This window comes from Pandoraea sp. ISTKB (genome assembly GCF_001721285.1).
GTDB lineage: Bacteria > Pseudomonadota > Gammaproteobacteria > Burkholderiales > Burkholderiaceae > Pandoraea > Pandoraea capi.
In genome coordinates this window covers 1-12,734 of sequence record NZ_MAOS01000040.1, presented here as the reverse complement: position 1 = coordinate 12,734, position 12,734 = coordinate 1, and the positions used below count along the sequence as shown (strand labels likewise).

General features: G+C 64.3%; 13 protein-coding genes. 6 read left to right on the top strand and 7 right to left on the bottom strand.

Going from position 1 to position 12,734, the window contains the following annotated elements; genetic code table 11:
• The first annotated feature begins 91 nt into the window (after positions 1 to 91).
• The 6 genes from mreC (at position 92) to A9762_RS15965 (ending at position 7,803) form a co-directional block, all read left to right on the top strand.
• Positions 92 to 1,060, top strand: coding sequence for a rod shape-determining protein MreC (mreC, locus tag A9762_RS15990; RefSeq protein ID WP_069343007.1), 969 nt, complete (start codon positions 92 to 94; stop codon positions 1,058 to 1,060).
• 9 nt (positions 1,061 to 1,069) lie between these two features.
• Complete coding sequence (mreD, locus tag A9762_RS15985; protein ID WP_039394706.1) at positions 1,070 to 1,582, top strand: rod shape-determining protein MreD; 513 nt, start codon at positions 1,070 to 1,072, stop codon at positions 1,580 to 1,582.
• 45 nt (positions 1,583 to 1,627) lie between these two features.
• Positions 1,628 to 3,904: a penicillin-binding protein 2 gene (gene mrdA / locus A9762_RS15980; RefSeq protein ID WP_083253979.1), complete on the top strand. Its 2,277-nt coding sequence runs from the start codon at positions 1,628 to 1,630 to the stop codon at positions 3,902 to 3,904.
• Positions 3,904 to 5,052, top strand: a complete 1,149-nt coding sequence (gene rodA / locus A9762_RS15975; protein WP_069343049.1) for a rod shape-determining protein RodA — start codon at positions 3,904 to 3,906, stop codon at positions 5,050 to 5,052. Before mrdA ends, rodA begins: the two co-directional genes overlap by 1 nt.
• A 264-nt stretch (positions 5,053 to 5,316) precedes the next feature.
• Positions 5,317 to 6,375, top strand: a complete 1,059-nt coding sequence (locus tag A9762_RS15970) for a hypothetical protein (RefSeq protein WP_069343006.1) — start codon at positions 5,317 to 5,319, stop codon at positions 6,373 to 6,375.
• A 171-nt stretch (positions 6,376 to 6,546) separates the two neighbouring features.
• Positions 6,547 to 7,803 (top strand): hypothetical protein, encoded by a 1,257-nt coding sequence (locus A9762_RS15965; protein ID WP_069343005.1) that lies wholly within the window; start codon positions 6,547 to 6,549, stop codon positions 7,801 to 7,803.
• Here the strand turns inward: A9762_RS15965 and A9762_RS15960 are convergent.
• The 7 genes from A9762_RS15960 to A9762_RS15930 form a co-directional block, all read right to left on the bottom strand.
• Entirely contained in the window at positions 7,740 to 8,201 is a 462-nt protein-coding gene (locus tag A9762_RS15960) for a hypothetical protein (RefSeq protein ID WP_069343004.1), read from the bottom strand. The genes A9762_RS15965 and A9762_RS15960 overlap by 64 nt on opposite strands.
• Positions 8,202 to 8,203: 2 nt before the next feature.
• Positions 8,204 to 8,971 (bottom strand): EscJ/YscJ/HrcJ family type III secretion inner membrane ring protein, encoded by a 768-nt coding sequence (locus A9762_RS15955; RefSeq protein WP_069343003.1) that lies wholly within the window; start codon positions 8,969 to 8,971, stop codon positions 8,204 to 8,206.
• On the bottom strand, positions 8,968 to 9,273 hold the full coding sequence (gene sctI, locus A9762_RS28565; protein WP_069343002.1) for a type III secretion system inner rod subunit SctI: 306 nt from the start codon (positions 9,271 to 9,273) through the stop codon (positions 8,968 to 8,970). Before sctI ends, A9762_RS15955 begins: the two co-directional genes overlap by 4 nt.
• Before the next feature lie 71 nt (positions 9,274 to 9,344).
• Positions 9,345 to 9,605 carry a type III secretion system needle filament subunit SctF gene (sctF, locus tag A9762_RS15945; RefSeq protein WP_069343001.1) on the bottom strand — a complete coding sequence of 87 codons (261 nt, stop codon included), beginning with the start codon at positions 9,603 to 9,605 and terminating at the stop codon, positions 9,345 to 9,347.
• Positions 9,606 to 9,623: 18 nt separating this feature from the next.
• A complete protein-coding gene (locus tag A9762_RS15940) occupies positions 9,624 to 10,835 on the bottom strand; it encodes a PrgH/EprH family type III secretion apparatus protein (protein WP_170836254.1) in 1,212 nt (403 codons plus the stop codon).
• A gap of 176 nt (positions 10,836 to 11,011) precedes the next feature.
• A complete protein-coding gene (locus A9762_RS15935; protein ID WP_069342999.1) occupies positions 11,012 to 11,749 on the bottom strand; it encodes a tetratricopeptide repeat protein in 738 nt (245 codons plus the stop codon).
• Positions 11,750 to 11,904: 155 nt separating this feature from the next.
• Positions 11,905 to 12,327: a DsrE family protein gene (locus tag A9762_RS15930; protein ID WP_069342998.1), complete on the bottom strand. Its 423-nt coding sequence runs from the start codon at positions 12,325 to 12,327 to the stop codon at positions 11,905 to 11,907.
• Between the last annotated feature and the right edge of the window lie 407 nt (positions 12,328 to 12,734).

The following is a 12,734-nucleotide window of genomic DNA, read 5'->3' as shown; positions in this document are numbered from 1 at the left end:
GAGTCGGGCCTCGCGCCCCTGCGTCGCGCCCGACTGACACTACTCGCGCACCGCGGCGTCTCGCTGCGCGTGCTTCCCTGAAGGGCCCACCATGCAGTACAGTCCGCCGCCACTGTTCAAACAGGGACCGTCGGCGTTGGCCCGGCTGATCTGTTTCGTCGCGCTCGCCATCGGCCTGCTCGTGGTCGACTCGCACTACAACACGCTGGAACGGGTGCGCGCCGTTGTCGGCACCGCGCTCTATCCTGTGCAACGCATGATGCTGTTGCCGCGCGACGCCATTCTCGGCGTGGCAGGGTTCTTCTCGACCGAATCGCAGCTCTCGTCCGAAAACGGCACGCTGCGCGAGCGTAATCTCGAACTCTCCGTTCAGGCCCAGCGCAACAACCAGCTCGTGGCCGAGAACGAACATCTGCGTCAGATGCTGGCCTTGCGCGAGCGTCTGTCCGTACCCAGCATTCCCGCAGAAATCGAATACGACACGCGCGATCCGTTCACGCAGCGTGTGGTCATCGATCGCGGCACGAAGCACGGCGTCAAGCTCGGTGCGCCCGTCGTCACCGAACAGGGCCTGCTCGGTCAGGTCTCGCGCGTCTTCCTGATGCAAAGCGAAGTCACGCTGCTCACCGACAAGGAACAGGCCGTGCCGGTGCAGGTCACCCGCAGCGGCGTGCACAGCGTGATCTACGGCGGGCTGCGCGGCGACGTGCTCGACCTGCGCTTCATTCCGCTCTCGGCCGACGTGAAGGTCGGCGACGAGATTGCCACCAGCGGTCTGGACGGCGTCTACCCCGCCGGCTTGCCGGTGGCGCGCATCACCAAGGTCGACCGTGTCTCGGACACCGCCTTCGCCCGCATCCTGTGCCAGCCGGTAGCGAATCTGCGCAGCCAGCGTCAGGTGCTGGTCCTGCAATACACCACGCCGCTCGCCCTGCATCCGGACGCCGCCGCCGATCTCGCGCGCGCCTCCGATCCGTCGGCCAGCGGCAGCAAGCCCGCGCCGAAGGGCGGCACGCGCGCCGATCCGAAACTCGCGCCGGGCGCCCGCAAGGGTCATTAAGGAACTCACATGCCACGACCGCAATACATCCTGCTGCCGGTCAATCCGTACTTCATCGCGCTCAGTCTCGTGGTGGCGTTTCTGGTGAACCTCATGCCGTGGGGACACGCCCCGGCCATGCCCGACTTCGTCGCGCTGGTGCTGATGTTCTGGAACATCCACCAGCCGCGCAAGGTCGGCATGGGCGTCGCGTTTCTCGTCGGGTTGCTGATGGACGTGCACAACGCCGGTCTGCTCGGCGAACACGCCCTCGCCTACACGCTGCTGTCGTACGGCGCGATCATGATTCACCGCCGCGTGCTGTTCTTCACGCTGCTCGGTCAGGCACTGACGGTGCTGCCGCTGCTGCTGCTCGCGCACGTCGTGCCGTTCATCATTCGCCTGGCCACAGGTGCCGCGTTTCCGGGTTGGTGGCCGCTCGCCGCCAGCTTCGTGGAAGCCGTGCTCTGGCCGGTGATCAGTATCTTGCTGCTGGCGCCCCAGAAACGCGCCGTCGACCGCGACGATACGCGTCCGATCTGACGGCGACTGCCGTCGGATCGCACCTAAGCGCCCCACCATGCCAGCATGACCGAGTTCAAGAATCCCCAGCAACAGCTACAGACGTTTCACCTGCGGGTAACGGCGGCCGCGCTTTTCGTGCTGATCTGCTTCAGCCTGCTCGCGGTGCGCTTCGTCTATCTGCAAGTCTTCCGTCATAACCAGTACGCCCTGCAAGCCGACGAAAACCGCGTCTCGCTCGCCCCCATCGTGCCCAATCGCGGCGTGATCATGGATCGCAACGGCGTGGTACTGGCGCGCAACTATTCCGCTTACACGCTCGAAATCACGCCGTCGAAGATCGGTCGCCCGCTCGAAGATCTGGTCACCGATCTGTCCGACGTGATCGAGATCACGCCCCGCGATCGCGCCCGCTTCAAGAAGCTGATGGACGACAGCAAGAGCTTCGAGAGCCTGCCGATCCGCACACGACTGACGGATGAAGAAGTCGCACGCTTCACCGCCCAGCGCTTCCGGTTTCCGGGGGTCGACGTGCACGCGCGCCTGTTCCGTCAATATCCGCTCGGCGAGACGGCCGCGCACGTGATCGGCTACATCGGCCGGATCTCGCAGCGCGACCGTCAGCGTATCGACGCGATGAGCGAAGAGAACGACAGCGACAGCGCGAAGTACGACATCCGGCGCGATGCCAACAACTACAAGGGCACCGATTACATCGGCAAGATCGGCGTCGAGCAAAGCTACGAAACGCAGCTTCACGGCATCACCGGTTTCGAGGAAATCGAAGTGACGGCCGGCGGTCGTCCGGTGCGCACGATCTCGCGCACCCCGGCCACCCCCGGCGACAACCTCGTGCTGTCCATCGACATCAAGCTCCAGCAAGTGGCCGAACAGGCGTTTGCGGGGCGTCGTGGCGCGGTCGTGGCCATCGAACCGAAGACGGGCGACGTGCTGGCCTTCGTGTCGGCGCCGAGCTTCGATCCGAACCTGTTCGTCGAAGGCATCGACCAGCAGAACTGGGACGCCCTGAATAACTCGCCCGACCGCCCGCTGCTCAATCGACCGCTGCGCGGCACCTATCCGATCGGCTCGACGTACAAGCCGTTCATGGCGCTCGCAGGGCTCGAACTCGGTAAGCGCACGACGAACTGGGGCTTCCAGGACACGGGCTCGTTCACGCTGGGCAACCACACGTTCCGCAACGACGTGCGTAACGGTCAGGGCTGGATCGACATGTACCGCTCGATCGTGGTCTCGAACGACACGTATTACTACATGCTCGCGCACGATCTCGGCGTGAACGCGATCCACGACTTCATGGCGCCGCTCGGCTTCGGCCAGTTGACGGGCATCGACATCGAAGGCGAGGCGCGCGGCATTCTGCCGTCCACCGAGTGGAAGCGAAAGGCGTACAAGAAGCCGGCCCAGCAGAAGTGGTACGACGGCGAGACGATCAGCCTGGGTATCGGTCAGGGCTACAACTCGTTCACGATTCTGCAACTCGCCCACGCCACGGCCACGCTCGCCAACAACGGCGTGGTGATGAAGCCTCACCTGGTGAAGGCGGTCGAGGATCCGGTCTCGCACTCGCGTCAGCTCACCGTGCCGCACGAGAGCGCACGTCTGCCGTACAAGCAGGCGGACATCGACTTCGTCAAACGTGCGATGGTCGGCGTCATCAAGGAGGGCACGGGACGTCAGGCATTCGCCGGTGCACCGTACGACGCCGGCGGCAAGACGGGGACCGCGCAGGTGTACTCGCTCGGCAAGAACGAGAAGTACAACCACAACGCGATTCCCGAGTTCAAGCGCGACCACGCGCTGTTCATCGCCTTCGCACCGGCCGACGACCCGAAGATCGCCATCGCGCTGATCGTCGAGAACGCCGGTTGGGGCGGTGCGCAGGCCGCACCGGTCGCGCGCAGCCTGCTCGATTACTACCTCATTACCGAACCGAAGGAACGCGCTGCGGAAGCGGCCGCGTTGCAGGCGGCGGCTTCGGGTGCCGGGGCGGCGTCGGCCGTCTCCGCAACGCCGGACGCGCCGCCCGCCAGCGCCGCCGAGCTTGACCGCAACGTCGCTACGGCGACCGCGCCCACCACCACGCTGGTGCCGCGCGTGGCGTCGGGTACGTCGGCAGCGCCCGTCGGTACGGCGCGGGCAGTCCCGGGCAAAGCCTCTGCCGCGACGGCCGACCCGGCAAAACCCTCGCCGCAGTCTCCCCCTCCATCACCGCCCAACAAACCGGCCGTCAGTCCGACCGTCGCCGACGAGGCCCGCCATCGCGCCGCTATCCGTGCTCAGGGTCAGGGAGCACGAAGCCCGCAAGGAGGAACGCCATGATGGCGCTCGACAAACATACGTGGAAAGAGCAGGTCAAACGCCTGTTCGCCGCCTTCGACAAGCCGCTTGCGCTCATCGTCTTCCTGTTGCTGTGCGTGGGACTGGTCACGCTCTACAGCGCCAGTATCGACGTGCCGGGCCGTGTGGAAGACCAGATCCGCAACATCGTGCTGACGTTCATTCTGATGTGGGTGCTGGCCATGTTGCCGACGCAGACGCTGATGAAGTTCGCCGTGCCGCTCTACACGGCAGGCGTTGCGTTGCTCATTGCGGTGGCGATGTTCGGTCTGACGAAAAAAGGCGCGAAGCGCTGGCTGAACGTCGGCATGGTCATTCAGCCGTCCGAGATCATGAAGATCGCCATGCCGCTCATGCTGGCCTGGTACTTCCAGAAGCGTGAAGGCAACATCCGCTGGTTCGACTATCTCGCCGCGATCGCCCTGCTGGGCATTCCCGTGGGCCTGATCGCGAAGCAGCCCGACCTCGGCACCGGTTTGCTGGTGGCCGCCGCCGGCCTCTACGTCATCTATCTGGCCGGGCTGTCGTGGAAGCTGATTCTGCCGGTGCTCATTGCCGGCGTGATCGGCATCGGCACGATCCTCGCGCTCGAAGACAAGATTTGCCAGCCGGACGTCGAGTGGCACATCCTGCACGATTACCAGAAGCACCGCGTGTGCACGCTGCTGGACCCGACCTCCGATCCGCTCGGCAAGGGGTTCCACACGATTCAGTCGGTGATCGCCATCGGTTCGGGCGGCACCACCGGCAAGGGCTGGCTCAAAGGGACGCAGGCTCACCTCGAATTCATCCCGGAAAAGCATACCGACTTCATCTTCGCGGTGTTCGCAGAAGAGTTCGGCCTGATCGGCGAAGGCGTGCTGATCGTGCTGTATCTGCTGCTGGTCGCGCGCGGGCTGATGATCGCCGCCAGCGGCGCGACCCTGTTCGGCCGCCTGCTCGCGGGGGCCGTCACCATGATCTTCTTCACTTACGCGTTCGTGAACATGGGCATGGTGAGCGGCATTCTGCCGGTCGTCGGTGTGCCGCTGCCGTTCATGAGCTACGGCGGCACCGCGCTCGTCACGCTGGGTCTCGGGGTCGGCATTCTCATGAGCGTGGCGCGCGAGAAGCGCCTCATGCAGAGTTAGCGAATCGCAGCGGCCACGCCAACGCGCGCCATCGGCATCACGACATCACGACATCACGAAAGCGGCAGGGCAATCGCCCTGCCGTTTTTTCGTTCAGTCGAAGCTTTTGCCTATTTCAATGAGCGAAAGGTGGGATTCCGCTCAGGCCGAATCCGATAAAAACGAGGCTCAAACGACACGCATGTGCGTTCGCCGAGTTCGCCGCAGTCATCGGAGGACGGAGTCCGGTAAGCGTCATGCACACCATCGAAGGAGGACTTCGCAATGAGCATGCTCCCTACGCTGCAATCCATGGCTTCATCACCGGTGACCTCATCGTTTCCCATGGAGCAGATCACGAATGCGCTCGGCGCCGAGGGCAAACGCATCGGCATCACCAAAGACGGTCAACTCGTGACCTTCAAAGGCAGAGCGTTCTTACTGCACCCGCATCAGTGCAAGCGCGCCCAAAGTCTGCTCAAGCAGCATGACCTGTCCACGCAGCCGCCACGTTCCATCATCGATGCGTTCAAGTTCAAGGATCTGCGCACAGACCGGGCGCCCGTGCAGGCCTTACTGACGAGGCTGTCGTTGCCCGGTCAGCCGAGGCATTCGGGGCAGCCGACGAACGGCACGTCATCCGCAACACCGGAGACGCATCCCTTGGAGGCCTCACGCCTCGTGACGCCAGAGCAGTCGAGACGCCAGTTGCCCGCTTATCTGCTGAGCGCGATGCTCAACGGTAACCTCCCGACACCCAGCGGCAGCGACGTCGGGTGGGACTCGGACGACGGTTACGATACCGACGCCTCGGAAAACTATCATCGTGTGCAACATCAGGCCGCACAGTTGCGACGCGAGTTCGACGCCATGATGGCGGCTGACGATCCCTCGCCCCCCCTCCCGCCCAAGCAGGATCGCGACGCGTTTGTCGCAAGCGTCGACAAGTCGCGCGAGATGCATGAGGATTTTGTCCCGGACAGCGCCACCATCTCCCGACCGGTACCAAAGCCGCGAACTACCTCGCCCACGGGCGCACCGCCCAAACCACCGCGTGCCTTTATCTTCGATTTCCCGCCGGGGAACCGACCGATCTTCAGCCGCTCCGCATCGGAAGACTCGAACGTGTCAGGGGCGTCGGAATCGCCGCCCTTTGCCAGAAGCCGGGATTCGCTGGACACCGTGCTGATGTCGAAACCCCTGCCGAAGACGCCGGACGAGGAACGTGCGGAAAGCGCATCGCAGCCCTCCAGCGCATCGAGCATCCTCGAGGAGTTGCGCGCGTCCGGTCGGGCAAATGACGCCTTGATCCAGACCATGCTCAGAACTCGAAGAATGGGTTGATCCGTGCCCCGCCTGAGTGCCCCGCCAAGGGACGTCAGGTAACACCCAGCGTCGGTCTCACGGCCGCGCCGGGGTCGCACGTATACGATGAGCCAAACCTGCAAGCGGCATCACGCAGTGGACATGACCATTGTCTTTCGAACGTTCTGGACTCGGGAGGCATTTCAACGCATGGCATCGATCCACACCCAGATCAACGCCGCCACCATGACCAACCAGGAGGCCGAACAGCTCCATCGTCTGATCTGCCGGCATGCGGTCGATCCCGCCCGCACGACGGTCGGCGTGAACCGCGACGGCTATCTCGTTCTGCTCATCGGATGGAGTGCATACCGGCATCCGCATTTGTGGCGTCGTGCCCGCGATATGGCGCTCACCTCGCATCCGAACGCACCGGCGAAAGGGCCCGAGTCCTCGCGTCCGGGCGTGCGCGCCATGCGCCTCGACCAGCCTTTTGTGATCGTCTGGCTGCTGCGCAACGCCACAACTTGTGTCAAGAACCGCCTGCTGCAAGGTATCAAGCGTCAGCTCGACTGGCGCGGCAATCCCGACACGTGCGCCGTCGACATCTTCGAGCGCGGACGCACACAGGACGCGCTGTGCGAACTCAAGCAGCGCATGGGCTCGGCGCAGAACGTGACCGGTCACTACAAGCTGATCACGGAACGTAGCCCGCCCTTTCTCGAGCACTACCACCGCGAGCTGTCGACGAGCCGGCAGCGCAAGCTCTGGGCCGCACGACAAACGGCACTGCATGGCCCCGATGGCACGCTGTTGCCGGCCAGCGTCATCCACGTGGACGGACAACCGCTCGCCGTGCTGTGCCAGACGCCACAGTCCGGTGCCGTCGAAGGCTTCCTCGCGCTGCTGATGCGCCTGCGCCCGGCGGTAGTCGTGCACGTCACAGCGCAATGCGAGCCGCACGGCGCCGAGCGTCACGAAGGGGCCATCCGCATGAGTCGGCGACACGTCACCACCAGCACGGCGGCCACCTTTGTGACCGATTTCAGCGTGTATTCCACGTCGCTTCGCTCGTCCGAGACCGAGGTCACGTTCTCGGTGCTACACGCGCCTTACCGGCACGCATCGGAGGTGTCGTCCGATCGTCTGTACGTCACGCAGACCCTGCAATTCATTGAAAACGCGTTACGCCACATGCCCTCGCCCGACGATGCCGGCGCGAAGCACAACAGCCCTCTGCCCGTCGGTTGTCCCGTCATCGTGTTCGACGACCCGGAGGGCATCGCAGGGGTGCTGCTGGCGGCTTTCGCCATGTCGCGCACTGCACACGAACATCTCAGCGTAGAGGAGATCATCACCGACATCAGACTCACGGGCGCGCCGCAACTCATTGGCACCAATCATCAACTGGACGTGATCGGTGCATTTGCCGACGACTTGCGAAAGCCCTTGTTGATGCATCGATAGCGTGCGCGACGCACGGCGTGCAGGGTGGCGTCGAGCACGGGCAACTTGGCATACGCATACGCCCACTCGGGAAGCCGCAGCAGCGCCGCACGCCGGCACAGGCTCGCCTTGCGTGCCTGACAGCCCATCAGATAGGCCACCTGGGGCAGCAATCGCCAGTTCAGCACCCACGGCCGCTCCACGATGCCGATCTGGTCGAACGGCCAACGACTGTCGAGCCGGAAGCCTGCGATGAGCATCTCGTTGATGACGGCGCGCTGGCGCGGCGACGCAAACTGCGCCGGATACACGAAGCGTGCCGCATGGATGTACGACACCGGGTCGAACATCATCGTGCGCCAGCACACGGCGATGGCGCTCTGCGATTCGTGCAGACCGGGCGTGGGCTTGAGCGACATGGTCAGCCCTCCTTCGTCTCGGGCGCGTTGGCCCGTCGTGGCCACCCTGCGCGCGACGCCCGCATGCGCGCCCCCAGCGCGGCGACCGCCAGGAGGAATAGCGCCGCGCCGCCTATCGCCAGATAAGGCCAGACCGGACGCTCGTCGGCGCGCGGCATCGCAAGCGGCATGGGCGCGCGCGCACCGAGCGTTGCCGGTTGCTGCGACAGCACGACGGAGATGTTCTCGTAGCGCAGATCGTCCACGCTGTTCTTGAGAAATCGCCGGATGTCGTTGATCAGTTCCGTGCCGTTCGCACCGCTCTGGTACACCACCACGGCCGAGATGTGCGGACTGGTCTTCGTCGGCTCCCCGTTCTGACCGTCCACGTCATAACTCACGTGCACGCGCGCGGCGAGCACGCCCTGCATCAGCCGAACGGACTGCTCCAGACGCTGCTCGATGGCGGAGTAGAGTCGCGCGCGTTCCGCGCGCGGCGACGCCACGAGCGAATCGGGCGGGAACATCTGCGCAATCTCCATGCGCGGGCGCGGTGGCAGATCGTAGGTCTTGAGCCAGTCGACCGCCTGCGGAAAATCTGCCGCGTCGACGGTAATCGTGTATCCCGCCTTCCCTGCGTCGATCTTCTGCGTCTCGATATCGTGGCGCAGCAGCACCGCGGCCACTTCGTTGGCCTGCTGCTGGTCGAGCGCGCTGAGCAGCGTCTCGGACTTGCGACAGCCCGTCAGAAGCACCACGACGACGAGAGGGAAGACGTTCCGGAGTTTCACCGCAGTAACGCCTCCACGGCGCCGACCGTCTTGCGTGCTGCCGTCGCCACCATCGACACACCGACGCCGTAGTCCGCGAGCCGCATCTGCAACGCGATCGCACTCTCCGCGCTGGTGGGATCGAAGTTCGTTGCCGCACTGACGATGTCGCCACGTTTGGCCTCGAACTCTGCTGAGGTGTTCGCCAGTGCGTTCATGAAGCGCGACTCCAGCGATTCGCCCACGCCGGGTTCGGCCGCGAGCACGGGGGGCGTCGTCTTTTGCAACGCCAGGATGGACGACAACGATGGATCGAATAGCATGGCAACCTCGTGAAATGGCAGGCGATAACGGCAACGACAGCGGCAACGACAGCGCAGCAACGACCGCGTCGTCAGAACTTGGAAACGACCCCTTGCACGGCATCCTTGAGCGACTTGATGGTGCTCGACTGTCCCGCACGCAACGACGTGTACGCCGCCATGGCCGCCTGAAATGAGGCCATCGACGCCGAATCCGTCGGATCGTCCTTGACCTTTTGCAGGGCGTCTTCCATGCGCTGCTTCAGGGCGTCCACGGGTCCGTTGAAGCCGGTGGAGGTTTCCTCGAGGTACGTCTCATTACTACTTCTGATGCTCGGAATGATGTCGGCCATATCGCTAAGTCTCCGGAGTTATTGCCTGTTGATGAATCGCCACTGATGTGGCCCTTCTTTCACATACGAAGCTGAGCCGTAGGCATACGATTGCTGCGCGGTCCAGTCGTCTTTCAAATCGATGTTGAAGTGCACGAGACGCTTGCCCCAGCGCTTCTCGAAGGTCTGCATGAAGCCGTACAGCCGGCGCAACTGCACGTCGTCAAGTTCGGAGCTGATGTGAAACGTCACGCCTTCGGGCGTATCGGTGCGCAAGAACGGCACCATCTGGCGCTTGAGCGCGTCTTCGGCTTCGCCGCTCGCCTCGTTTTCGTCGTGCAGCGTGATGCTCACGCGCCGGGCATAGGGAATCTTCTCGAGCAGCGCCGCCCGGAAGCGGGTCATCTCCATCTCGGAAATGCCGCTTTGCCTGCGGTTGATCCACAACTCCGGCGTCGCGGGATCTTCGAGCGAGAGCTTGAAATACAGCACGTCGGTGCGCGACGCATCGATCCACTGCGTGATGCGCGCGTTCTCTTCGTCCAGCGCCATGAGCACCAGCCGCTCGCGCTTGACGACATCGGCACCCAGCGCGCGCGACAACGCATTGCGCTCTTCGCGATCTTCGGTCAGCACGTAGATGCGGCCGTCGTTACCGGGCAAGACGGTGGCACGTCCGCCGAGCGATTCGAGGTACTCCGAGACGCCCTGTGCCTGCCGCTGTGGCTCCGACTGCCGGTAGTAGTAGACGCCGCCGATGAGGAGCAAGAGCGCGGCGCACGACACGAGTGCGCGTGTCCAGCGACGGCGTTGTCGTGCTGCGGGATGGATGGTGTCGTCCAGACGCGCATCGGCGCACAGGCTGCGCTGCACGTCGTCGGACCAGGCTTCGTCGATGCGCTTCACCCCGACACGCACGTCGCCCATACGCGCGATCTGCGTGGCGTCGATGGCAACTTCGGCGCCCGCCCCTTCGTTGAGGACACGAATGAACAGCCCCTCGCGTCCGGCGTCGTCGACCAGCACTTCGAAGTTGTCGCCACCGTCGCCATCCATGGGAACGTAGATGGCGTTGGGCGGCATTTCCGTTTGCCAACCGCGATCGAAGGCGGGGTCGCTCGGACCGACGATGAAGAGCGTGATGCCAGACGAGAGGGAGAACTCGCAGCCACGCATCGGCCCCGTCAGCAGACGCAACACGGCGCCGCTCGCGTGGCTGTCGGTCTCTGCGGGGCGGGTGTCTGCTTCCATCATCTCTTCGCGAGCGTGCAATGCCGGCGCTTCCATCGGCCCTGGCAATGTTCGTCGTTCGCGCTCCTCAACAATGAATTCGTTGAGGTTGAGAATACCGACCGGCTATCGGCGATTCATGATGGGATTCTTCGCAATAGAAATGAGGGTGATCATGATTTGCAGCGGCCGTTAGGCTACTTCACCGGTGCCTGGCTGCTGTCGGGTGCGGTGCGTTGGGCGCGCTCGCGGTTCATGGCGTCGAGCTTGCCCTGTGCTGCGACATCGCCCTGGGCAGCCGCCTTCCCGTACCACAGGCGGGCGCGCTCGAGGTCGGGCGTGACGACGCCGTAGCCGCGTTCGTAGTAGCTCGCCACGATGTACTGCGACGGCAGATCGCCGCCGCGCGCGGCTTTCTCGTACCAGCTGAACGCCGTCTTGTAGTCCTTCGGAACGCCGCGTCCGATGAAGTACTCGTTGGCGATAGCCGCCTGCGCCTGTACATGGCCCTGCTTCGCCGCCTTCTCGTACCAGAGGTTCGCCTGCGGGATCGATTTGCCGACGACGTAACCGTCGTCGAACATCTTGGCGTAGACGTACTGCGCTTGCGTCATGCCCGCGCTGGCGGCCCGTTCCAGCCAGTGCACCGCGCCGTCCGGGTCGGCATTCACGCCTTCGCCGTTGAGCAGCATCATGGCGTAATCGAATTGCGCAAGCCGGTTGCCCTGTTCGGCCGCCCGGCGGAACTCCTCAAGCGCCTGTGTCTGCTGTCCGGCTTCGTAGTGATGGACGGCCTGATCGGTCAGCGCCTGTGCCGGCGCCTGCGCGGCGGCCACGGCGTAAGGGATCGGTGCGCACGCCACCCCGGTGAGCACGAGGGCGGTACCGGCGAGCAACCGGCGCAGGGCGGAAGACGGTAGGACGACGTGTCGCATGGAACATCTCCGGGAACGGGCTTGCGCCTATTGTGCGCCAAACAAAAAGGCCTTGCCGGGACCGGGCATGGCCATGCCCGGAACGCCACGCCCATCTCCCAAAATGCAAAAACCCCGGCGCGGGCCGGGGTTTCGATGCACAGCAAGTGCCGGGCTTACGGCTTGATGTAGGCGTAGCCCTTTTGTTGCAGACGCGTGAGTTCCACCACGCCCGACGGCGTGAAGTCGGCGTCGAGCACGAACTGGTCCTTCTTCAGATTGCGCTGCTTGAGCGTGATCTCACACACCTCGAACTTGACGCCACGCGCGTGAAGCGCCGAGATGAGCGGCCCGACTGTCGCCGCGTCCTTGTAGCTCTCCATCAGGAAGTCGACCCCCTGCGAATGCGCCACGACCACGATCTTGGTGTCCGGCACGGTATCGAGCTGGTTGCGGATGTTGCGCAGACCGGCCAGCGCCTGATGCTCCGCGTCGTTGATGTGATACACGACCTTGTCTTCCGCGAATGCCGACGTCGCCGGTACGGCGAAAACGGTGAACAGGAATGCGGTCAGCAGGCCGCGCAGCAGCGTCTTCATAGGTAGGTCCCCCTTCGTGTTATCGGGTGTCTCGTCTCGGATCGACGGATGGAGCGGTGATGTCACGCCAGCCGCATCATAGCGCGTCGTCCGGCCGAGCGTGCTGCGTTGCCGTCTCCTGCCCCGAAAGCGCCGCCGGCCCGGGTCAACCTCCCACGGTCTGCGTCGACCCCATGCGGGGCAAACGCATCGTTTCAGACATCCGAGCGTGGATGCCCTACGCGTAGATACCAGTCGAGCGATGGTCGCGAATAGCGCGGCGGGGGCGACGGCAGCATCCAGCCGTTCACCTGTGCCATGTCGGGAGCCACATACGGCGGGGGCGCACACGACGGCAGTTCCTCAGGCTCGCAGCCTGGGGGGGCGTATGGCGGGGGTGGATCGCCACAAGGACGACCAGGGCGTCC

Bases quoted from the DNA above. Each gene is read 5' to 3' on its own strand.
- rodA (WP_069343049.1), top strand. From the start codon at position 3,904: ATGGCGCTCGACAAACATACGTGGAAAGAGCAGGTCAAACGCCTGTTC.
- A9762_RS15930 (WP_069342998.1), bottom strand. From the start codon at position 12,327: ATGAAGACGCTGCTGCGCGGCCTGCTGACCGCATTCCTGTTCACCGTT.
- A9762_RS15960 (WP_069343004.1), bottom strand. From the start codon at position 8,201: ATGTCGCTCAAGCCCACGCCCGGTCTGCACGAATCGCAGAGCGCCATC.
- sctF (WP_069343001.1), bottom strand. From the start codon at position 9,605: ATGGCCGACATCATTCCGAGCATCAGAAGTAGTAATGAGACGTACCTC.
- mreC (WP_069343007.1), top strand. From the start codon at position 92: ATGCAGTACAGTCCGCCGCCACTGTTCAAACAGGGACCGTCGGCGTTG.
- mreD (WP_039394706.1), top strand. From the start codon at position 1,070: ATGCCACGACCGCAATACATCCTGCTGCCGGTCAATCCGTACTTCATC.
- sctI (WP_069343002.1), bottom strand. From the start codon at position 9,273: ATGCTATTCGATCCATCGTTGTCGTCCATCCTGGCGTTGCAAAAGACG.
- A9762_RS15970 (WP_069343006.1), top strand. From the start codon at position 5,317: ATGAGCATGCTCCCTACGCTGCAATCCATGGCTTCATCACCGGTGACC.
- A9762_RS15935 (WP_069342999.1), bottom strand. From the start codon at position 11,749: ATGCGACACGTCGTCCTACCGTCTTCCGCCCTGCGCCGGTTGCTCGCC.
- mrdA (WP_083253979.1), top strand. From the start codon at position 1,628: ATGACCGAGTTCAAGAATCCCCAGCAACAGCTACAGACGTTTCACCTG.
- A9762_RS15940 (WP_170836254.1), bottom strand. From the start codon at position 10,835: ATGGAAGCAGACACCCGCCCCGCAGAGACCGACAGCCACGCGAGCGGC.
- A9762_RS15965 (WP_069343005.1), top strand. From the start codon at position 6,547: ATGGCATCGATCCACACCCAGATCAACGCCGCCACCATGACCAACCAG.